The 22,744-nt window shown below is 43.3% G+C and carries 12 protein-coding genes and 2 pseudogenes; 4 read left to right on the top strand and 10 right to left on the bottom strand.

Features of this window, described 5'->3' with window-relative positions:
• Positions 1-28: 28 nt before the first annotated feature.
• Positions 29-970, bottom strand: a complete 942-nt coding sequence (locus MHH60_RS02265) for a hypothetical protein (RefSeq protein WP_076133071.1) — start codon at positions 968-970, stop codon at positions 29-31.
• 922 nt (positions 971-1,892) lie between these two features.
• Between MHH60_RS02265 and MHH60_RS02260 the strand changes: the two are divergent.
• From MHH60_RS02260 to MHH60_RS33195, 3 genes and pseudogenes are all read left to right on the top strand, one after another.
• Positions 1,893-3,065: pseudogene (locus MHH60_RS02260) on the top strand (glycosyl hydrolase family 8); the annotation flags it as partial.
• Positions 3,066-3,083: 18 nt separating this feature from the next.
• A pseudogene (locus MHH60_RS33200) lies at positions 3,084-3,290 on the top strand (fibronectin type III domain-containing protein); the annotation flags it as partial.
• Positions 3,288-3,734, top strand: coding sequence for a discoidin domain-containing protein (locus MHH60_RS33195; protein ID WP_415624296.1), 447 nt, complete (start codon positions 3,288-3,290; stop codon positions 3,732-3,734). The pseudogene MHH60_RS33200 and the gene MHH60_RS33195, both read left to right, overlap by 3 nt.
• 190 nt (positions 3,735-3,924) lie before the next feature.
• On the opposite strand, the gene MHH60_RS02250 is transcribed toward MHH60_RS33195, so the two are convergent.
• The 9 genes from MHH60_RS02250 to MHH60_RS02210 form a co-directional block, all read right to left on the bottom strand.
• Positions 3,925-9,531 (bottom strand): golvesin C-terminal-like domain-containing protein, encoded by a 5,607-nt coding sequence (locus MHH60_RS02250; RefSeq protein WP_076133074.1) that lies wholly within the window; start codon positions 9,529-9,531, stop codon positions 3,925-3,927.
• A 296-nt stretch (positions 9,532-9,827) separates the two neighbouring features.
• Positions 9,828-11,036: an SGNH/GDSL hydrolase family protein gene (locus MHH60_RS02245; protein WP_076133076.1), complete on the bottom strand. Its 1,209-nt coding sequence runs from the start codon at positions 11,034-11,036 to the stop codon at positions 9,828-9,830.
• Positions 11,037-11,053: 17 nt separating this feature from the next.
• Positions 11,054-13,285, bottom strand: a complete 2,232-nt coding sequence (locus MHH60_RS02240) for an FAD-dependent oxidoreductase (RefSeq protein WP_076133078.1) — start codon at positions 13,283-13,285, stop codon at positions 11,054-11,056.
• An 84-nt stretch (positions 13,286-13,369) separates the two neighbouring features.
• Positions 13,370-14,989, bottom strand: coding sequence for an AraC family transcriptional regulator (locus MHH60_RS02235; RefSeq protein WP_232061367.1), 1,620 nt, complete (start codon positions 14,987-14,989; stop codon positions 13,370-13,372).
• Positions 14,990-14,991: 2 nt separating this feature from the next.
• Complete coding sequence (locus tag MHH60_RS02230; protein WP_076133081.1) at positions 14,992-16,731, bottom strand: sensor histidine kinase; 1,740 nt, start codon at positions 16,729-16,731, stop codon at positions 14,992-14,994.
• 190 nt (positions 16,732-16,921) lie between these two features.
• Complete coding sequence (locus MHH60_RS02225; RefSeq protein ID WP_076133083.1) at positions 16,922-18,508, bottom strand: extracellular solute-binding protein; 1,587 nt, start codon at positions 18,506-18,508, stop codon at positions 16,922-16,924.
• 66 nt (positions 18,509-18,574) lie between these two features.
• Complete coding sequence (locus tag MHH60_RS02220; protein WP_036677077.1) at positions 18,575-19,444, bottom strand: carbohydrate ABC transporter permease; 870 nt, start codon at positions 19,442-19,444, stop codon at positions 18,575-18,577.
• Positions 19,445-19,457: 13 nt separating this feature from the next.
• Entirely contained in the window at positions 19,458-20,405 is a 948-nt protein-coding gene (locus MHH60_RS02215; protein ID WP_036677080.1) for an ABC transporter permease, read from the bottom strand.
• A gap of 371 nt (positions 20,406-20,776) precedes the next feature.
• A complete protein-coding gene (locus tag MHH60_RS02210; RefSeq protein WP_076133085.1) occupies positions 20,777-21,358 on the bottom strand; it encodes a TetR/AcrR family transcriptional regulator in 582 nt (193 codons plus the stop codon).
• A 206-nt stretch (positions 21,359-21,564) separates the two neighbouring features.
• On the opposite strand from MHH60_RS02210, the gene MHH60_RS02205 reads away from it, so the two are divergent.
• Positions 21,565-22,587: an MBL fold metallo-hydrolase gene (locus MHH60_RS02205; RefSeq protein ID WP_076133087.1), complete on the top strand. Its 1,023-nt coding sequence runs from the start codon at positions 21,565-21,567 to the stop codon at positions 22,585-22,587.
• Positions 22,588-22,744: the final 157 nt, after the last annotated feature.

The following is a 22,744-nucleotide window of genomic DNA, read 5'->3' as shown; positions in this document are numbered from 1 at the left end:
TTTTTATAAATTTAAAAACATAACTATTCTAGTTCACTACTAAATCACTGAATCGATTACCGTTATATACGATCTTCAACTTATTTGTATTTGCAATTAACGCTCGCAAGTCAGATTCCGCCGATCCGTATAGAATGGAATCTTTCACATCTTCCAGTTTAAGCTTGGTGATTTCCGGTTTTGTGGTTAATGTGGCAACGACATCTTCGCCCATATATTTACCGATTACTGTCTCACCTACAGAAGCAGCAGCTAAAGACTCCCAGAACTTAAGAGACTCGGTATCTTCTTTGGATATATCCAAACGATTTAGCACTTTCTCTTCTTTGGCCAGTCCCGCTGTCGCTAACGCAGCCGTTAATTTATCAGCAACACGAACATATTCCGCACTTTTTGATGCATACTCAACTTGTAACTCAGTGTCGCTTTTTTTCGTTTTCTTTACCTGGGTTTCTATCAAATCGGGCCAACGGGCGCCACTTAAATATTGCATGTATTGATATAAATCAAACTGAGGCAACCCATAGTAAGTCTCTCCTGAATCATCCATCTTAGCCCGCTTAACATTTTCTTCTTCCATGTCGGATTTAAGCTCATCAAAGCTTTGGTAAGGGGCGATTCCTCGCTTGTCTGCAATAAATTGCTCCTGCTTGGACATTAGCAATGCAGTCATCGCAGAATTTTTGGCGTATTCAGAGGGGGTTTCATGATTTTCGCCGTATTGACGTGTCCAGAAGCCCTCATCTACTTGGGCCCCATAAGTTCTGAAGAAATAGTCTACCGTTATAGCTCTTTGCTCTTTGACAAAAGATTGAAATTCTTCCTCTGTTACGGCGTATCCCTCTACTGTAAATATCCAATTTTCAGGCAGTTCCGCTTTTTTGTTAGTTAAGCTCAGCACGAGTAAAGCAAGAACAATCAGAGCGGTAAACAAGATAATCTCTATTGGTTTTCGTCTTGTAATCCCCATGACAGCCCCCTTTCCAATATTCAACCTAGCTTTGCATGAAAGCCATTACAGTGAAATTCTTCGCCGTTGCAGGAGCAGTTCCCAAATTTAAATGGTTAGACATTATTGTAAGTTTAGCCAGCCCCTCATGTAAGCGCTTATTTATACTGAATTAGAACAAATTTGACTTATGAAAAAATAGTCCTAGTTCGCAACTTTGTGTGCTAGGGGATCGATATTTAAAAAGGAACTGTCGTTTGGTGTAAACGCTTTTATTTATGAATATTAATTTTAAAATTTTATTCACAAACACCTAGACACGGCGAAAATAGTTGTGATACATTTGTGCATAAGTAATGCTGCTGGGTTAGCAATTTCTACCTATAGGTGAAAAGTGACGTTGAAGATGCGATGATTTCCTATTGAAGCGCATATCTTCAAATCTCTTTAGCATATAAGTGAAGTGTCACTTACACCTTAAAGTTAAAGCGCTTAAACTTTATAGGCATGTGTAGCACTTATTGTTAAGCGTTTTACTTTGGAGATCATTCTATAGGGAAGGAGGATTCATTGACGTTAATTAAACTAACCATCACTTAAGGAGGAATTTTTGTGTACTCAATGAAATTGACCTCAGGCACAATGAAAGTGATAATCGTGACATTGAGGATTCGATGATTCCTTATTAAAGCGTGTATCTTCAAATTTCTTCAGCATATAAGTGAAATGTCACTTCTGTCTTAAAGTTAAAGCGCTTAAACTTTATAGGTATGTGTAGCACTTATTGCTAATTAAACTAACCATCACTTAAGGAGGAATTTTTATGTACTCATTGAAATCGACCTCAGGCACAATGAAAGTGATGTTACTTGTTATGCTTTCGGCGGTTATTCTTCTATCGACATTAGCCGCACCTGCACCGCTTCAACCAAAAGCTCATGGAGCGGGTGAATTGAAACCGTTTCCTCAACAAGTCAGCTATCCGGGCATCATTAAACCAAACCACGTCAGTCAATCCTCGTTGAACAGTTCAGTAGCTTCCTACTATGACTACTGGAAGGCTACTTATCTTAAAAACAACTTATCCTCGCTGCCAGGAGGATACTATGTAAAAGGTGATATTACTGGCGAAGCGGACGGCTTCGATCCGCTAGGCACATCGGAAGGCCAAGGATACGGTATGGTCATTACTGTGCTTATGGCCGGTTACGATACGAATTCCAGAATAATCTATGACGGTTTGTTCAAAACAGCCAGAGCATTCAAGAGCTCTAACAACCCGAACCTGATGGGATGGGTAGTAGCAGATAATACTGGGGCTCAAGGGCACTTCGGTTCCGCAACAGACGGGGACCTTGATATCGCTTACTCCCTTATTCTAGCCGATCGCCAATGGGGCTCGACCGGAACGATCAATTATTTGGCTGAAGCCAAAAAGATGATTGGCGCTATTAAGCTTAGCAATGTGACAACTAACAACAGACTGAACCTTGGTGACTGGGATACGAAGAGCGCCTTGAATACGCGTCCCTCCGACTGGATGCTCAGCCATCTACGGGCTTTCAATGAAGTAACTGGAGATTCAACTTGGCTAAATGTCATCAACAATCTGTATAACGTATATAGCCAATTTACTGCAGCTTATTCGTCTAGCACAGGCCTGATATCGGACTTCGTGGTAGGAAACCCGCCTAAGCCGGCTCCCCAAAATTATTTGGAAGAGTTCCCTGAAACAAATGAATATAACTACAATGCAAGCCGTGTACCGCTTCGTATCGTAATGGATTATGCCTTGTACGGAGATACCCGTGGTAAGGATATTGCCAATAAAATGGTGGTATGGATCAAAGGAAAAACAAGCAACAATCCGAACAATGTGAAGGACGGTTACCAATTGAACGGTGCGAATCGTGGTACTTATGCAACAGCGGTATTCGTAGCGCCTTTCATCTCCGCAGCGACGACTACCACCACGCATCAAGCTTGGGTCAATGCAGGATGGGACTGGATGAAGAATAAAAAGGAAAGCTACTTCAGCGACTCCTTTAACATGCTGAACCTACTGTTCATCTCGGGGAACTGGTGGAAGCCTACCTACAGTGCTGCGGATACACAAGCTCCCTCAGATCCAACGAATCTGACCGCAACAGCAACTTCAAGCAGCCAAATCAATCTGAGTTGGACTCCTTCCACTGATAATGTCGGAGTAACCGGCTATCGGGTATTGCGTGGCGGTTTGGAAGTAGGCACACCTACAGACACATCCTTTAGCGATACCGGTCTTACCGCAGCTACAGCTTACAGCTATACGGTAAAAGCTGTAGATGCCGCAGGCAACCTGTCTGCTAACAGCAATACCGCTATAGCAACTACAAATCCAACTCCTTCTGACAGCACCAACCTTGCGCTGGGCAAGACAGCGGTAGCCAGCTCTATCGAAGGTGCAGGATTTGAAGCTTCCAAGGCAACAGACGGCAACTCTACTACCCGTTGGGCTAGCATGGAAGGAAGCAATAATGAATGGATTTACGTCGATTTGGGTACAACCCAAAGTGTGAACCGCGTCAAGTTGAATTGGGAAGACGCTTACGCTAAAGGCTACAAAGTTCAGGTATCTAATAACGCAACAACATGGACGGATGCTTACGTAACAACGACCGGTGATGGTTCTATTGACGATATTACATTTACTGCAAATAGTGGACGTTACGTCAGAGTGCTGTGTACTGCTAGAGGTACCGTATACGGATATTCGATATTCGATTTTGAAGTTTACGGCTCTTAATTGAACAAAGCCTGGCGGATATGAATCCGTCAGGTTTTTTTGTTTAAGCCAGCGACGGTTCTATAAACCATATTATCACTGGATACACAGACATATTGGACTTCACTTCGAATATAGAAAAATAGATCATACTAAATCCCAGGAAATAAAAAAGCCGAATGGATTGTTCTCATCCACTCAGCTCATAGGTTTATTTTACAATAATCTGTATCGTATCACTTTCCGTAGTTCCACTTCCATTCATAAACTCACAGTGATATTGATAAATGCCAGGAGTTTTCCCTGAGATTTGTGTAATGGCCGATTGAGCACTTGGTGTTTGTGAAGATAAAGATTGCGTTTCAATGAGTTTGCCATTTTCATATAATCGATATTGTGCTGCGTTCGTGCCCCACCACATATTAGCAGTAATGTTATAGTCCCCATCTTGATCCCAGTTGTCACTAGACAACACAGGTTTGCCGGGATTCGCCTCAGTCACGGTGACGGTGTGTGGATCACATGAAGTCGTTCCATACAAATTCGATAACTCACATGTATACACATAGGTTCCATTCGGCTTTCCTTGAATAGGAATAATGGAAGTCTGGGCAGCAGGCGAAACATCGGCCAGTGACTTCGTTTTGATCAATTGGCCATTCTCGTACAACTTATACAGTGAGCCATTGTTTCCCCACCACATATTCATCGTAACTTCGTAATTGCCATCATTTATGCCTGTCGCAACACCGCTATTATTCGAAAGTGCCGGTTTACCTGGCACCCCATTTGCAAGCAATTGCGGGCTAACGGAATGCCGTTCGAACTTGACTGCATCAGCCCTCGTATAAATCATATCGGCAGGTAGAGTTGGCGGATCTACCGTTGTCGGAGTAACCCTGGTTAGACGAACGTACTCGCTGCCGTCTCCAGTAAAGTCGAACGTTCCTAGATTAACCCACCCTGACGAGCCGATGGTTGCATCAATATACGTGACCTCGGTAACCGACTGATGCTTCACTTCTACTTTGACATAATTATCGTTTGCCGTCGTATGGACGAGCTTGTAGATGGAGACCGTATATTTCCCCTCTGGGAACTGGCCTTTCCACGTCGCTGATGATCCTTGCACGGTAGAGTAACGGGACTTAACCCCAATTTTGTATCCGGCTAAATTGCTTTGGCTCCAAGATCCTTCTGTCGTGTATAACCCAGTTGTATTCGTGCTGTCAACAATAACCGTTAAGTCCCTGATTGCAATTGTCAAAGACGGCGTTGTTAAGGTCACCCCGTCAATCGTTACAGTGGCCCATACCTCAATATGATCCGTTTCTCCGTCGAGACTTAGAAGGGTCAACATACCGCTACTGTCCACTTCAGCCAGATCGGTTCGATCAACGAAATACTGCACATTTGCCTGTGATAGATCACCAATCAGACCGTTATCCAAATAGCCGGTCACGCTTAGTTGTGCAGTTTGAGTCATTTGCAGTTCACCCCGATCCGACAGGATCACCACAGACTCCAATTGCGGCATACTGTTTGGATCCACCCACATCATCGCATCGGCAACTACCCGTGACTTGTTGGCCTTATTGGTTAATTCGACATATCCGCTATCGCCTGCTGCAAAAGGATAATCTCCCAGGTGCACCCAAGTCCCATTGGCCGTTGTCTCATCAACGGTAACCGTCTCGGAGCCTCCACTATAATAAACGGTAAATGAGGCATTCGTTGCCCAATTTTCACTTGTAGCGGTTATTTGCGGAAGCTTGTAATACACACTGTAAGTAACACTTTCCGGCAGCTCAGGCCGCCATTTAATTTTGCTTGTCGCAGTACCGGCAGCCGATTTGGCGTACACATAGTTATCATAGTAATAGTCGTTAGCCGTTGTATCCCGTATCCAGGCGCCTTCTGTCTCCGCCTCCGTATTATCCACAATGATCGATGAACCCTTCTGCCAATCCGGTTGAACCGGAGTTTCTTGTACCTGATCAGGCAAATAGAGTGTCCGCTTGCGGGTCTGTTTCCCGTCCGATTCCACATAATAAGTGAAGGTTTGGGATAAATCATTTACCCGTATCGACCATTCCATCGGATAGATCGTATCTGGAATGATCGTATACGTAACCCCGCCATCCAAGGAATAATGGATCGTCGCTGGTTTTGTCGTTTTTGCCTGCACATAAGCATCATAGGCCGTTTCGTCGGGCTTGACGATCAGCATACCTTTAACCGCATCTATTGGACTGTGGATATCGAAGAAATAGCTTGCCTCCGATGTATCAGCAGTTCTGACCTGGTGCAGCGGCACATCAATGTTGAGTCCTTCTACAATGATAGCGGTTATTCCTTTGCTTGAAACCGTGGCTTGAATGATTCCGCCACTCATAACCGCTTGCTCTGGTGTGCCATTGTCGCGGATGATGGTTACAGTATAATCTTGTGCCGGGTTGAACCCAATGATTTGTGCATTCAATTCGATCGGAGTCTGGACTTCAGCTGACGATTCGTTGCTTAACCCGATGTAGAATTTATTCCCGCTCTCTCCCGTTATCCAGTTCAATTGAGGATGGTTGGTCTTAATAATCCCCTTGGGCATCCAGAGCCAAACGTCGGAATTACCGTAAAAATTCCCTGGTTTATTTCCATAGAGGTGATATTTGAACCATAAAAAATTAGTTTCAAAAACAGAAGGAAATGTAATACTACCTTTCGATTTCAACGTTTGTTCGCTGATCAAATAATCCATCGTTTGCCCGAGCTGTCCCGGGATATGGTGATAATAAATGGATGTAGCCCCGCTTGGGCCTTCCAGAGGAAACTCTGGCTCAAGTTGGCTAACGGCGAAACCCTTATAGTAATAACCTGGATAACTAGAATATCGTCCAATAACTGCATTATGAGCAATATCCTGCAGCAGTTTATCACCAGTATAGAGCGACAATCTCAGCATGAATGGAGCTTCCTGAGCATTCATCCGATAATAGCCAGTTGTACTTCCCGCTTCAAACGTCAATCCATTGGGAGAAACAAGCCAACTATCCGCTTGTACGCCTCCGGCTACATCTTCTGGGAGCTTGATCCGAGGATATTGATATTTACCACTTTCCGGCCAATGGAACGACTCCGCGTAATTATACGTCTCAGGCTGCGGAATCGTAACGGCACCTTCAGGAACCGGACGAGCAACGAACATCGTTGCATACCGTTTGGCTTCCTTATAAGCGGCATTCAAGTATTTGGGATCCTGAGTTTCCTCGTAAAGCTCCAAGATCTCCATCCACAGCTTGCTATAATAATAAATGAACTCATTTTTACTAACATTAACAGATGCAGGCGTATCAATATGCTGCATGATATAGCTGTCGGCTGCATCCTTGGCAGCCTGTAAATACTGCGCATCTCCCGTCATACGATACATCATCAGGGGCTGAATAACAGGACCCCGGTCTTTCTGGTCAGGATCACGTACGAGGTACTCTTCTTGTGCCAGCGCCCCAATTCCTGCCGAAGTACCCATCATCTGATTGACAGCGGTTACGCTTGAAAAATCGAACGGCAAGGTTGCCATTTTCCATAACGACGGCACACCGTATACTGGCTTTTGCGTCGGCGACCAGCCTATACCATTTCGCGATAAGCCATACTGGACGGACGGCAATGCTCTCGTATCGTAGAGCTGGTCATCCCCAGTCAAATAGTAAGCCCCCAAAAGAACCGCATTCGAGCTTGTTCGAACGCTATCCTCGTTTTCGATGTCAATAAAGCCCTTGGCACGGCTCCACCACCCGCTGGGTGACGGGACATAATCAACAGAGTCATCTCCTTGCGGCTCTATCTTAAGTAAATCGATCATATTGAACATCGCGTCAGTAAGCGACTGATCTGATACATTTTCCCTGTATGCAGAATAACCGTACTCTTTGCGAAGAATATCCGCGTAGGACTCATACAATTTGCTTTTTTGAGCGATTAGTCCCATATGAAATTGATAAGTGCTTTCTGCGTTCATTTGCGAATAGGTCCCTAATTGAGGAGCATACAAGATTGGCTGCACGCTGCCTTCGTTGTTGACAAGGCTCATGCCAAGCCTTTGCTTCGTAACGCCTCCCGTCGGTTCAAATTCAACCGGAAGCTCATCCGACGGTACAAATACCCCATATGTCAATGGATTCCCCGAACCGTCATTCTTCTCAATTAGACTCATCGGAGCGCTTAGTTCCCTTAAGCTTGTTGATTCCACTGAACCTACCATTTTGGCGTGTGACCTGAAACCATTTAACACTTCATTGACGCCTGAGATTTGCTCTGTTGTGAAGGACTGATAACCGATTACATAATTGCCATCCCTGCGAGGTGTAAAGGCGAAGGAAACATCAGGTTTGTCCCCTGACATGGACCAGTTCACTTGTAAATCGTAATCGCTTTCATGTGAAGAATCGGTTAATACCGCCGTGTGGCTGTCTGGGAAAACGATCTCGTCGAATGTAATCCAACGTTTGTTCATCGTATCGTAATAATTGGTTCGACTCCCCGCATTTCCATCCAATAAGACCCATTGTTCTTCAAGTCTTTCCGCTACATTATTGACAGGCACCCAGTTCCCCGTATCCGTGTCTTTGTAGAACATATCACGAACGATAGTTTTCCCTTCATCCCAAGCTGCTTCATAAAAGGTCGCTTTATAGCTGGCATTCTCGATGCTGCCTTTTTCCGTGTAACTGAGATTCGCCAATGTACGGCTGCGCAGCGGAGGCAACGGTGGAGCTTGCTGCCGTATATTCCCTTCAAATTTGACCGCATCGGCCCGCGTAATGATCTTTCCGGTCGTAGGTTGTGTTCGAGTCAGTCTGACAAATTCGCTATCATCACCGCTGAAATAATAGGACCCCAAATCAACCCATCCGGCCGATGGCCCCGACGAGGGTCTCAGATCCATAAACATGACATCCGTTATCCCATTGTGAACAATTTCGATTTTAACGTTACTGTCTGCTTTATCCGCCCAATCAAGCTTGTTGAACGAAATTTTCGCTGTCCCTGCTTCTAATCGCGGATTCCATGTGATGCTTCTTCCTACTGCATCGGTAAATTTCGAACTGGAATTATTATATCCCTTCACTCCCGTACTTGTAGTCCAATCAGGAGCGGAGAACCCGTTATTTGCGTTATCTACATCAGTGGTGACGACATCATCAATCGTGAGGCTTCCATCATCTATGATGATCGTCTTATGAGGCTCTTTTTGCTGAATATTCCCTTCGAACTTAACCGCATCTGCACGAGTAAGTATCGTGCTGGTTGTGCTGGTAGACCGAGTTAATCTAACGAATTCGTTACCAACTCCAGAAAAATAGTACTCTCCCAAATCAACCCATCCCACAGAAGCGCCAAATGAAGGTCTCAAATCCATAAAAAGAACATCCGTCGTTCCATTGTGGACGATTTCAATTTTTACATTGCTATCCGCTTTATCTTCCCAGTTAAGCTTGTATAACGAAATTTTCGCCGTTCCCGCTTCCAATCGTGGATTCCATGATATCGTTCTGCCTGCTGTACTCGTATATTTGGAGCTGGAGTTATCATACCCCTTCACCCCTGTACTTGTGGTCCAATTCGGAGCCGAATATCCGTTGTTCTCGTTACCCACATCAGGTGTCACAACATCATTGATCGTGATGCTCCCGTCATCGATGATAATCGTCTTATACGGTAAGGTCTCTGCATAAGCGGTCCTTATTCCGTCTAGGCTGAAAGGAACTAATATCGTCACGATGAAAACGATTAAGAAAAACAGCTTCCTTTTTATCATACAATTCATAGCCTCCCTTAAGTTGATAACGCTTTCAAAATAATAAAACCCTCCTTTGTTCGAAGATCATAAAGAAGCAATCAGCCGTATCCTTCTGGCTAATCCCGCTCCGTCGTTTTTATCATAGCATGTCACAGAACTGTGAAATTTCTTTGATTTTAAGAATTTCTTATAAGATTTTAAGCAAGAAGAAACGACTTTGTCTTCCTTTAAAAAAGAGACCTACATCATAACTGGCCGCTCAACTGCAGTCAGTATGATATAGGTCTTTCAATTGAATAAAACCTTATGATTAATTATAATGGCGGCTGCACCAATAACAACTTCCCAAGCTGGATCACCGTTTGATCATACCAATCTGGATGCTTCCGAACATGCTCAATACTTCGTTCATTGCCGCATGCCTCAAACACAGCCGCTTTGTCTGTCTTTTCGGTATCGACTTCAAAGCGAACTGTATGTTTCCCATTCGGGAGCTCCGGCAAGAATACATACTGATTTCGATTATGATCGTTGTATAGTGTGAATCGATCGACAATAAAGGGTTCCCCACCATCCACCGACACCTTCAATCTGCCAGAATCAGGCCCCCCGATATCGAATAACCCGATATGGGTTCCCTCGAACTGCACCGTAATAGCCTCTCCAGGATCGACTGCTCGCCACAGGCCGGGAAACAACCAATTGTACTCACGCACTAAAGCACAATCATCGGGAGTCATATAAGACCATCCTGCGGAAAAATCGGTAAAACTATCCAGTGACACCATGGACGCATACTCCCAAGGATTAGCCGGGACTAACGGATTCTGAGGTAAGTGATGTACTGACCTTCCTGGATGCTCCTGAAGTTCTCTAATTTTCTCAAATGACCGCGTGATCGTATCCGTGTAAATCTGGTGTCCCTCGGGAATAGTCGGATGGATCGAATCATGCGTAAAAACAACGGCTCCGGAAATGGACAAGTCTTCCCTTGAGGTAAAAACGAGTTTTCCCTCCGACACCAAGTGACTGACCGCTACGCCCAGATGAATCGAAGGAATACCGTAATAGTCGGCCACTTCCTCTTGCATTAGAGCCCCCTTCTGGTATTCTCCAGACTGGAATAAGACCACATCCCGCTCCTTCAGCGTATAAACGAACAGGATATCGGTAAACCAGCTCCGCTTGCGGATCTGACGGACAATCCCTTCGATCCGCGCCTTGGATTCTGGATCTCCACCATCATTACCGACAAATTCAACAAATACTAGATCAGGCCGATGACGCAGTACATCTGTCTCCAAACGGGCACAGCCCAAATCCGATCCTGTCCCATCAATGCCTGCATTCACAGTGCGGATATCCGCCTTAGGATATTGCTTACGAAGCCAATCCGCCGTCATGACCCTGTAGCCTTCAGATCGCGTATTACTGCCGCCGAAATAGACGATTGTTACGGTATCCCCATTTTCCAATTTTTGAATTATATTGGGGAGCCCTTTACGAGGGAATAATTCCTTCATCGTGACTTCACCTGTCCTCATTTATCGATTTTAGGAGCAAACAATTTTACAGCAAACACTTCAAAATAAGGCGAACCATAAGTTGCGCAGAAATTAATCCGGATTCGGGTTACACGTTTCGCATCCATCTTATGTTTATTCAACGTTAGATAATTTCCACGAGTTATGATTGTCCTCTCGGTTCCGTCTTCTAAGGTCAAGGTCATATCATAATCTTGGATAAGGGACTCAATCGGGTCGTTGAAATGCTCCAAATCCAGCTGCGAATTAAAAACAAGATGGAGTTCGTCCAGATTTTTGGGGCTTGCAAAACAGAATTCCAACCATTCCTGTCCTTCCGTATGTTCAGAAATCCAGCCGTTCGGTTGGCCATAAGGTCTGGAGTAGCCATTAACGACATTCTCAGGACTATACATATTCTGAGCTGGCATCAGGTCCTTAAAGCAAATGCTCTTATTGAATTTCTTCAGCCTAGACGGCTCTTCCGGCCTATAATGGAAGCTGACCGCGCCTGTCAAATTCTCTTCATTACCGTATATGGCAAGGCTCGCCGTGCCCTCCAATACGATGTAAATTTTGTCGTCAGCCGGTTTCTTGCAGTCCAAGTCTAACGTAATCCAGTCGTCATGACCGGCTGTAATAACCAAGTGGTAGTCTCTCAACTCGCTGGTTGGAATGTAGTTTTCCTTCCGTTCCCCGCCAAACAGCTTCACATGTAGAGTTTCCGAATGCTTGGACCTATTTTTAATTTTGATCCGTACGCTTTTAGCCACGGATGTCTGAATCGGCAAGACCAAACACAACCCTTTCTCCAAGGAAATCTCTTCGGTTGGATGAAGATTGTCATAGCTGCGCTGAGACGAGGCACGAATAGTTAATCCGTCAGCGAAGTAAGGATCCAATTCCTCTTGAAGGCCTACAATGGTTTGCCCGTCTCGAAGCAGTAGCGCCTGCAGCTCCCCCATATGAGCTTCGACTATGGCCGCGGGGTCTACCTCATATTTCGAGCACAACGAAGCAGCTGTTCCAACCGCCTGCCCCATACAACCGCAGGTTGCCATAACCCTTGTAGATCCGAAAGCCACATGGGTAGCACTTATATTGCGACCAGCGAACATGAGATTAGGAATATTTCGTGAATATAAACTGCGGAAAGGGATATTGTACAAACCAGGCACGAAATTCCAAGCTGTAGCCGGCCCCTCATCGTAGATGCCCTTATTAGCATGTAAATCCATATACCATCCACCGACCGATACAGCATCTTCGAAATGAGGCTTTGCTGTGAGATCGTTCTGAGACAACATGTGATCCCCAATAAACCGCCTCGACTCCCGCTTTCCCGGGATCGGGCATACATAATCCAAAATGAGATTGTCTACATCATCAAATTCACCGCTATTTTTGAGATAATCCCAAATCCCGTACACCAATTTCCGCAGCTCCAACGCGATGTCTTCATTATTTTTGATAATATCCATATGTCCGCCGTATTCCAGCCACCACAATCCGCCAAGCCCGTTGATTTTTCTTGGAAAAGCCCGATGGTTTAAGCCTTTTCTGATACTATCGAAAAAGGCCAACTTCGTAATATCATACGCAAAGCCAGGTCTTTTGTATGGAACGGAATATCCTACGTCACGGGCTTGAAACAGGATCGTATCGCCCATGGTGTAATGGTCCGCCACTTCAGGAGCCAATTCTTCCTTGTATTCATGTTTCGCTTCTCTCCCCCATCGGAAGAGAGCACCTGCCTGATATCCGACAACTCCATCTCCGGAGCAATCAATATAGGTTCGGCTTTCAAAACGAAATTTCCTTTCGGAAGCCAATTGAAGGCCCTCCACCCATTTAATTCTGTCGTTCTCCATGCCCGTTTCATGCACGCATGTATTCAGAAATAGAGAAATGTTAGGCTCAGCATAGACCATATCCAACAAGACTGTATCCGAAAGCGAAAGCATCAGCTTCTTGTTGTATAACGGATTATAGTGGAAAATCTTCAACTTGAGTTCTTCCACCAACCCTCCTTCGCGTGCATAATAGGATGGACTGTTTCCGAGATAAGCCGACCCGTTGATATGAACCCTGACCTCGCTGCTCGCATTTCCCCCAAGAACCGGTCGATCATTAATAAGTGACACTTGCAGCCCTTGGCGTGCGGCAGCAATGGCAGCGCATATCCCAGCAATACCTCCGCCGACGACGGTTACATCTGCTTTAATAAGCTCCATTTTGATAACCTCCATGATTAGATCCTTCTATCATGGTAATCCATTTGCTCCCTTTTTTTTTACATGATTTCGCGAAAAAATCACACATTTTTTGCAACCTTAATTGGATTCATACCGTGTCATTTTTATCCGATATTGCTTAGGAGTATCACCCGTATATTCTTTAAATAATTTGCAAAAATAACCTTCATTCACAATTCCTACTTCCTCGCACAATTCCAATATAGAATAATCCTGAACATTTAACAGCTCGAGAGCTAATTGGATTTTTTTACGATTGATGTAGCTGATAACGCCTTCATTCATTGTTTTTTTGAATAAGCTGCTAAAATACGATGGAGCTAAATTCACTTCCTCGGCAATCGCCTCGAGCGTTAATCGCTGTTTCAGGTTTTTGTCTATAAACCGCATAGCACTCATGATTTCTATACGATGCAAAAGTTGGCCAGCGTGTACATATTCGAAGGTGAAGTCGCCAATATAGGCAAGCTGCTCCCGAAAAGCTAAAAATTCTATGGGAAACTCTGCTACTTCCGTGGCTAACTTGTTCCCCGATTTAAACTTCACAATAATGTCCCTGTATAAGTCTCTTAACATAGGCGCCATGATAGACTTATGGATTTTATGGTCCTTAACAAATTGGTTCAGATCAGCAAATGCTTTCTCAAGCTCTTCCTTGGAAACCTTTCTTTTCACCCCAGCAAGAAAATCAGCCAATTTCTGTTGAACTTCTTCTTTCCTGTCATTCTGGTACTGGAACCGATGCATAGGTGTTTTTACAACTTTCTCTGTATGATAATAGAAATCATCACTCACATTTTGTGCTTCCGTGTAAGCTTGTTTGATGGATTCCCAGCCTCGGTGCTGACCTCCAAAAGCGACGGAAACCCTTTGATTCAAATATTGATGCAAGTGGGAGACGATCTGCCCCCCCAATGTCTGGCAATCATATTCCGTTTCCAGATCACTGCGATTATTTTCCCAGGAAAGAAAGCCAATAAAACGATTATCGGATAGATCCGCAGCTACACCACTGCCACCATTCATCACCGTTTCTTCGATTATATTTGTAATCGCATACCTCAATATGTTCTGATCAGACGCTGAATAATCGTTTCGGAAACTTTCATACATATTCATTTCGACAATGAAGCAGCGATAGTTGGCTTGAAAGAAATGGAACTGCATACGATTGGCAAAATCCGATGCCCGATGAGAAGGAATTTCGCCTCTGATAAGCTCGTTAAAAAATTGCTTGCGGACTCTATATTTATTTTCAAGCACGGATACGTTTAAAGATTGAAATTCCGCTTCTTTTTTCTTAACTTCATTTAAAATCCCGGCTGCCTTATCTAAAGCCCGATCCAAATCCGCATCTCTGAGCGGAACCTTAACAATGTACTCCAATACGTTGGCTTGAATAGCTCTCTGGGCGTATTCAAAGGATGAATAAGCGGTCAAAAGAATGAATTGGGTATGGGGAAGCTTTGGCTTTAGCTGCTCAATCATGGAAATCCCATCCATACGCGGCATTACGATATCAGATATTACGATCTCCGGTTTAAGCTTTACGATCTCCTCTATCCCTTTCAGCCCATTATTCGCTTTTCCCACTAAATGAAATCGCCTATCCCTAAGGGAGAGCTCGTGAAAAAACAATTCCAATCTCTGTATGATTAGATCTTCATCGTCAACAATGAAGCAGGTGTAGTCTCTCATCATCATGCATCTCCTTTAAACAAGCCTGCTGGGAATAAGGCGCGAACCCGGGTTATTTCCTTAGGTATGCTAATGATTTGGAGTCCGAATTGTTCTCCGTAGTGAAGTCTGATTCGGTCATGAATATTGTTTAACCCGATTCTTTTTCTTTTCAATTCCACATCCCCCGGTTCTGAAATTAGAATATGCTTTATTTTATCAGCTGGAATTCCCTCGCCTTGATCAACTACTTCTATGATGACATTGCCGCCCTCCCTGTACGCATGAATAGTAATAGGGCCTTCGATCCCCCCTCCGTTATAACCATGGAAGATACTATTCTCCACAAGGGGCTGCAGCAGCATTCGAAAAACCGGAAAATCTATTAGCCCTGCCTCGATATTTTCGATTAAGTGGAAGTTTCTGTTGTAGCGGATGTTCTGGATCGCGATATAGTCCGATACATTTTGCAATTCCTGACGCAGTGATACCTTCTCCGAAGCGTCGGCTATCCCATATTCCAATATTGAAATGAGAGACTCGATCACCACATCTACTTTCTCTATTTGTCCGAGTCGTATGACATTGCTGATAGAACCAAGCGTGTTATATAGAAAATGAGGGTTTATTTGAGACTGCAGCACTTGAATTTCCAGCTTGCGTTCAAGTTCATTATGAAGCTCTGCTCCCCGAATCAGTTCCACAATTTGCTGCAGCATACGATCGAATGCTCGGGAGAGATCTCCAAACTCATCGTTTCGGTTAATCGATATTGTAGTTGTGAGGGAGCCTTGCTCCACCCGCTTCATTTTTGTTTTGAGTGCATAGAGCGGGTTCCTTATATATTTGGCAATAAAGAAGGAAACGAACAGACTTAAGAGAAAACCAGCAGCTAGAAGCTCGATATAATAGGTTTCCAATCTGGATAAAGCAGCTTTCAAGCGTGATTCATCGTTGATTGAGATGATGGTCCAGTTGAATTTTTCAGTCGGTTTTTTCAGAAGGGAGACTTGAATCCCCTCCTTGGTGTGCAGTTGAAGGTTTGTTTCTGTAGTATCCAGAATTTGTTCCGCTGACGTTTCACCGATTGAAAAAGTATGATCTTGAACATTCAGGGGGCCTTTATTTTCCGAAAATCCGGCAATGATTTTTCCCGATGCGGTGATTAGAGCCAAATTCATTTGTTCTTTTTTATTAATCTTGAACAAGGTATCTTCAATGGCATTTAGATCTAAATCTACTGCAATGGCCATAGGAAACGGAGCGCTGTTCAGATATCGGACCATCGTAACTGTCCAGCCGGAATATTTAGATTTGTAAGGATCACTGACAAATGTAATTCTTCTATTCTTGTCAGCTGCATCAAACAATGGTTCTCTTTCAGCTAAAGGTTCATCAAATATTCGGGTAGGTGTACTTCCGCCTAGAATAGATAAATCGCTTTTGATCAAATAAATATTACTGACGTAATTACTGTTGAGTTCATACAGCTCTCTTAATTGCTTTTTAATCACGTCCGGATTGTCAATGTTGGCTTTCACCGATGACTCGACCGAGAACAGCATGGTCTGGAAGGAGGAGAAATTAACTGTGAAATACTGATCAATCTTATCAAGTATCTGGTTGGTGTAATAAATGTCAGAGGTTCTTATTTCCTTTTGGACATAGCGATAAGACAATTGGCTTATCAAGATTATGCAGCTTAATACAAATGCAAACACGATAAAAAATAGTTTTAAAGGCAAGCTGATTCTTCTTCGCATCGATCATCTTCCTTTTAAATCTGTAATAAACAAATAATAGCATATGATAAGAAGAAACGCCTTCGGCGTCCTTTTTAAGGACGATAAGCGTTTCTTCGAAAAATAGAAGGATAAAGGATAAAGTAAAACTTATACTTTCTTATATTTCAATAAAGAGAGGGGCTAATTATAGCCGCTCTCTTCGTTTGATTTACTTGATTAAGCCTGCTTTTTTAAATTGCTTGATTACTGAGTCTTTATACTTCTGCATGTCAAACTTAGTTTCCAATGTATTGAGGAAATTGTCCCAGTTCGAAAGAGGTTCTTTGCCAGTCATAAATTTGACCAAGCTTTCATTAATGTAACGTTGGCGGTCAGCTGCCAATGAATCGTTCGGGTCTTCAGTCAATAAATTCCCGGGCAACGTGGCCGCCACGTATTTCTGATTGTTCTCAAAAGCTTCTGCCGTCTTAGGATTCTGGAAGCTGAAGTACTCAGCATCATCACCACGACGCGGCATTCTATAATGATCGACCCATAAGTACTTTTCTTTCATTTCCTTTGATAATTCGGAGGTTTTATTTTTGATCTTGCCGTCTACCAAATCCCAATGAATCCCTTTAATTCCGTATGCAAAATTCGGATATGCTTCTTTGTCCGTAAAGAGATAATTTAGCATGGACAAGATCCGAATGATTTTGTCCTTATCCGCTTTTTTGGATATGGCCCATGAATTGCCTTGGAACGATTTTCTCTCTACAATTTGATCACCATAAGGACCTGTCATTGGAGGAATGACGATCCATTCCGGCACCTCTCCACTGATTTCTTTCATTTTTTGCTGATAATCTGGTTCCAGCCTGCGGGCATCTCTTATCATGAAGCCAACTTTACCCTTAAATAACTTTTGGTCCAATAAATCGGGAGTATTCATCGTCACCCAGTCTGGATCTACAACTTTAGCTTCCATCATTTTATTGATATAAGCGAGTGCTTCTTTCATTTTTGGGTCGGTAAACAGGAACACCGGTTCATTGTCTTTCACATCAATGGCTGAGGGAGGATTGACACCAAACATCCACATCAAACTATCGAAGCCGTAGGTTTGCAGATTGCCTTCTTTATTCATACCGCCTATGAATCCGTACGTATCATTTTTACCATTGCCGTCCGGGTCTTTCTCTGTAAAGGCTTTCATAACTTCAAATAGCTCGTCAGGTGTTGTTGGCACTTCCATATTCAGCTTTTTCAGCCAATCATTACGGATAAAGAAGCTTCGACTAATACCGTTTACGTTATCATAACCTGGAACTCCAATGGTTTTTCCCTGATAGGACATCGCCTCCCAGGAGTCGTTGCTAAAACGTTTCTGCAGTTCAGGGAATTGATCCAGATACGGTGTCAAATCCGCAAGAACCCCTTGGTCATAATATTGCGCGAGATCAGCCCGGCTCTTCAAGAAGATCAAATCTGGAATATCTCCGCCAGCAATGAGTGTATTTAATTTAGTAGTTGCTTGCCCTGATTGCGGAATCATCATTTCCAAGTCGATATTTACTGCTGTCTCCAACATTTGGCGTTGGATATCTTCTTCACGGGGAGGAATCGGAGCAGCAGCATTGAAAGTTCCTTGGTTAAACATCGAAATTTTCAATTTGGTTTCAAAGGGACTAGACTGTCCTTGTGAATTACCTGAAGCTGTCGATGTAACCTCTTTTTGTTCCCCACAGCCTGACAATACTGTTCCCACACCGACCATTGCTGTCAGAATAGCAAATGTAATCGCTTTACGTTGCATAATGACCTCTCCTTTGCTTCTATATTATCACGGTTTCCCCGTAACAACTCAGGTTGGAATATCTTTTTAACCTTTAACCGATCCCAAGAGCACACCTTTGGTAAAATGCTTTTGCATAAATGGGTAAACGATCAAAATCGGAACTGTAGTCACGACAACTGCTGCCATTTGTATAGCGAACGTACTAACAGCTCCGGTATTGGCAAGCGAATCAGCACTTTGTGTTGCGACGTTAAGCAGGATGTTGCGTAAGATCACTTGAAGCGGCATTAAGTTGGAATCATTGATATAAACAATAGCGTCGAAGTAACTGTTCCAATGCCCGACTGCGTAAAATAATGAAATTGTGGAAAGGACGGGCAAGGACAGAGGTAAAATGATCCGCCATAACGACTGAAGTTCACTTGCACCGTCTACCCTCGCTGATTCCTCGATTTCAGCAGGCAATTGCTCGAAAAAGCCTTTAATGATCACCAGATTAAATGCACTAATGAGATTTGGAATAATCAATACCCACGGACTGTTTAGCAATCCCAGAGAGCGGACAAGTAAATAAGTCGGAATTAATCCTCCTCCAAACATCATCGTAAAGACAATGAATAGTAAAAATGGGCTGCGACCCGGCAAATATTTTTTGGATAACGGATATGCCGCGATAACCGTAAAGAACACATTGAGAGCAGTACCTACAATCGTTCGAAACAATGTAATTTTATACGCCTGCCCAATACCATGAGAAATGAATACTTCTTTATAGGCTAGAAAGGTAAAGGTTTCTGGTATAATAACAATTCCTCTTCTTAGTACTTCCGATTCTGGCGTTACTGAAACAGCAACCACATATAGAAAAGGTAGTAAGCAAAGTAAAGCTAGCAAAATAAGAATAAAATAAACGAATGCTTGCCAAACCTTTTCTCCGATTGTCAAATTGATCATTTTGATAACCACCTCACCAAATTTGCCCATCGAATTTTTTGGCGAGCTTATTCGCTGCCAACACTAAAACAAATCCGATGACCGCTTTAAATAATCCCACAGCAGTAGCCAAGCCAATCTTAAGTCGCTCGAGCCCTTCACGGTATACCCATGTGTCTATAATGTCGATCTTCTCCTGATTAAAGCTGTTGGCAAACATGAATATTTGGTCAAAACCAGCATCCAGAATATGGCTTAATTTAAGGATCAGCATCAGAATCATAACGCCTCGAATGCCGGGAAGTGTTACATGCCATAGCTGTCTCCACTTGGAAGCGCCATCAATTCTAGCCGCTTCATATAAGCTTGGATCGATTCCTGCTAATGCTGCAAGGTACAATATCGCTCCCCATCCAATATCCTTCCATATCTCAGATAAGATGATCAGCAGTCTGCCCCAGGCAGGTTCCGTTAGGAATGAGATGGGTTCAACTCCAGTTTCCTTCAAAATCATGTTAAAGAGACCATCCCCTGGGGCTAATAATGCCACCATCATTCCATAAACAATGACCCATGATAGAAAGTGGGGTAAATAAGTGATCGTTTGTACGATTTTCTTAAACCATTGGGTATAAACTTCATTGAGCAGCAAAGCAAGTATGATAGGAGCTGAGAAACCGAACAACAGCTTATACAGGGATATGATAATCGTATTTCTCATGATGTCCCAGAAATAAACGCCGTTCATAAAATCTGTGAAATTTCTAAATCCCACCCATGGGCTATCCCATAGTCCCAAAGCCAGGTTATAGTTTTTAAAGGCAATAATGATTCCCGCCATAGGAATGTATTTGAATACGGCAAAGTAAACTAATGCCGGGAACAAGAGAGCGTACATCACTTTATACTTTTTTATCGTCCTTATCCATGAGTTCCGCTTTTTGGGGAGGGGAATGGCGTCCGCTGCCAATTTCGCTTGCATATCATCACCTCGTCTTTATTTGTATTTGTATAATAGCATCCCCCTACTGGATAAATTTCTGTAATTTCAAGAATTTCTTATAAGATATTAAGTAAGTACAGCCCTGGGTAATTCCAATGCAATAGGCATGATTGTCTTGCATTAAAGCTTGTACAATAACTCTGACTCGAAAGTTTGAGTATAGACCAAATACAATCCTGTGGTTCCAACAAAAAAAGCCCTGGAAAAAATGGGCTTAATTTAATGAGTCATGTTTTTTTATATAATGCATCCACGTATTTTATTTTCCACTAACAAAAACTACATTCATGAGCAAAAAAAGGCATCCTCCAGCGTAAGTTTAGAGTTCTCAATATATAAATCAATAATGCTTATGACTGAGCCAAAATTCCTTTAACAAACAATGAGACACTAAGCTTGTAGAACTCTTCCTCGGTGACGAATTGGGATTGATATTGCCTGTGAATCAGCTCGCTCATCTGAAATCCGTAACACATCGAGAGAAAAGACATTGCGACAAGACGCTCATCCTGTCTGGCGATAACTTTTTTCTTCTGCAAGCGTTCAAAATATTCAACCAGCAAGGAGTGAAGCTTCGCCGGCGGATCCGCGAGCACTCTGTCTAATTCGGGAAGCATTCCTTTGTCGCGGATGCCAATCAAAATGATGTCCGCATTTTTATGGAAAAACAAACGGTACTGCTGACTTACATTTAGCAGATCGACTTCCGGATTATCGGTCGCTTCCTCTTTTAACAGCTTCTCAAATTGCGGAATATCCGAATGTCTTTCAATGATGGCTTCCAATATCCCTTGCTTACTTCCAAATTGCCGAAAAATCGTAGATTCATTGACTTTAGCTTCTGTTGCAATGGCTTTGGTGCTTACTCCCCGATAGCCATTCTTTTTGATGAGCCGTGTCGCGGCTTCAATGATTCTGTCTGAAGTTTGCATTGTATTTCTCCTTTTGCATATGTTAAACCTATTCTACTACAAGTTCTGCAGTCAGGTACCAATTGCGTGAGCGTGCCCTTTTACTATCATATCGCAAAGAATAAATGCAAGCAAGTACTCGCTTTCATTTATTCTTTGCATTCTCTATAATAATGACTTAGTCAGTATGCCTTATCCTAAAAACATATACGTAAAGGAGAATTTTTATGAAGTATGGACGTATTATCCAAAAACCTCGCGTTAAATTTTTTGAAGTCGCAGATGGCGTCTTTGCTGGTATTACGCCGTATCGTGGGATCAGTTGGGCCAATGCCGGATTCATCAACAAGGGTGATGGGTTGGTGTATGATACGTTCTTCGATTTGTTCCATGCACGGGAAATGCGGGAAGCTTTTATGGAAGTAAGCAACGGCGGCTCTCCCGCATATGTCGTGAACTCGCACTATAACAGCGACCACGCCTGGGGAAACAAAGTGTTTGAAGATGCTTGTATTATTATGCACAAGGAAGCCTCCAGAGAGCGTCTCACCGAAAATATCGCCTGGATGGACAGCGTCATCAGAAGAGGAAAGAATTCTCCGGAATCGACTCCGGGCGAGCGGTTTTTTGCAGCGGAATTTGAAGGGTTCGACCTGGAAGGCGTAGAATGGGTGCTCCCGAGTATTGAGATAAAGGACGATATCAACATCCGTCTTGGCGATACAGAAGTTATGATTCACAACGTAGCTCCAGCCCACTCTGATAGTGACTTACTATTGTGGATGCCAAAAGAAAAAGTGCTGTTCGCTGGCGATGTCGTGTTTAATGGTTGTACGGCATACAGCGAAGAGGGAACCCTCAATTGGGTTAAAGTGCTTGATCGCATTATTGATGAAATTAAACCCGAAATCGTTGTTCCAGGGCATGGCGCCATTTGCGGCTTGGATTTCGTGAAGGAACAGAGAGACTACCTCTTGAACCTGATCAGCGAGTTCAACAAGCATTACAATGATGAAATCGATTCCTTGTCCCTGACCAAGCAAATGGATATTTCCCGCTTCCTTCATTGGATTCAGCCAGAACGCTTGTATGTTACAGTGGATATCCTATTGAAAAGCAAACGAGGGTTGCCACCCCTTCCAGTTTGGAACGAGGTGCCTGCTAAGCTGGAAGACATGAAAGCTTTCTTGGCTGGAAAATATGACAATCAGATCAAGCCATGGGACCCTATGAGTGTTTGGCAAGAATAGCAATTTACAGCTAACCTATGAAAACAAAAGAACGGCCCTGTCGCTAATGATGCGAACAGCGGCGGTTCTTTTGCATTGTTCCAAGGAATTAAAATCGGTGCTTAGAAACGATTATGATAAAAAATGGAGAAGGACTATGACTTACTAGAGGAGAATC

The sequence above is a fragment of the Paenibacillus sp. FSL H7-0716 genome (assembly GCF_038002705.1).
GTDB lineage: Bacteria > Bacillota > Bacilli > Paenibacillales > Paenibacillaceae > Paenibacillus_AQ > Paenibacillus_AQ odorifer.
This window is presented reverse-complemented; position numbering and strand designations above follow the sequence as displayed.

Excerpts from the sequence above, each read along its gene's own strand:
- MHH60_RS02215 (WP_036677080.1), bottom strand. The coding sequence starts at position 20,405 with ATGCAAGCGAAATTGGCAGCGGACGCCATTCCCCTCCCCAAAAAGCGG.
- MHH60_RS02245 (WP_076133076.1), bottom strand. The coding sequence starts at position 11,036 with ATGAAGGAATTATTCCCTCGTAAAGGGCTCCCCAATATAATTCAAAAA.
- MHH60_RS02230 (WP_076133081.1), bottom strand. The coding sequence starts at position 16,731 with ATGCGAAGAAGAATCAGCTTGCCTTTAAAACTATTTTTTATCGTGTTT.
- MHH60_RS02250 (WP_076133074.1), bottom strand. The coding sequence starts at position 9,531 with ATGATAAAAAGGAAGCTGTTTTTCTTAATCGTTTTCATCGTGACGATA.
- MHH60_RS02225 (WP_076133083.1), bottom strand. The coding sequence starts at position 18,508 with ATGCAACGTAAAGCGATTACATTTGCTATTCTGACAGCAATGGTCGGT.
- MHH60_RS02205 (WP_076133087.1), top strand. The coding sequence starts at position 21,565 with ATGAAGTATGGACGTATTATCCAAAAACCTCGCGTTAAATTTTTTGAA.
- MHH60_RS02240 (WP_076133078.1), bottom strand. The coding sequence starts at position 13,285 with ATGGAGGTTATCAAAATGGAGCTTATTAAAGCAGATGTAACCGTCGTC.
- MHH60_RS02220 (WP_036677077.1), bottom strand. The coding sequence starts at position 19,444 with ATGATCAATTTGACAATCGGAGAAAAGGTTTGGCAAGCATTCGTTTAT.
- MHH60_RS02235 (WP_232061367.1), bottom strand. The coding sequence starts at position 14,989 with ATGAGAGACTACACCTGCTTCATTGTTGACGATGAAGATCTAATCATA.
- MHH60_RS02210 (WP_076133085.1), bottom strand. The coding sequence starts at position 21,358 with ATGCAAACTTCAGACAGAATCATTGAAGCCGCGACACGGCTCATCAAA.
- MHH60_RS02265 (WP_076133071.1), bottom strand. The coding sequence starts at position 970 with ATGGGGATTACAAGACGAAAACCAATAGAGATTATCTTGTTTACCGCT.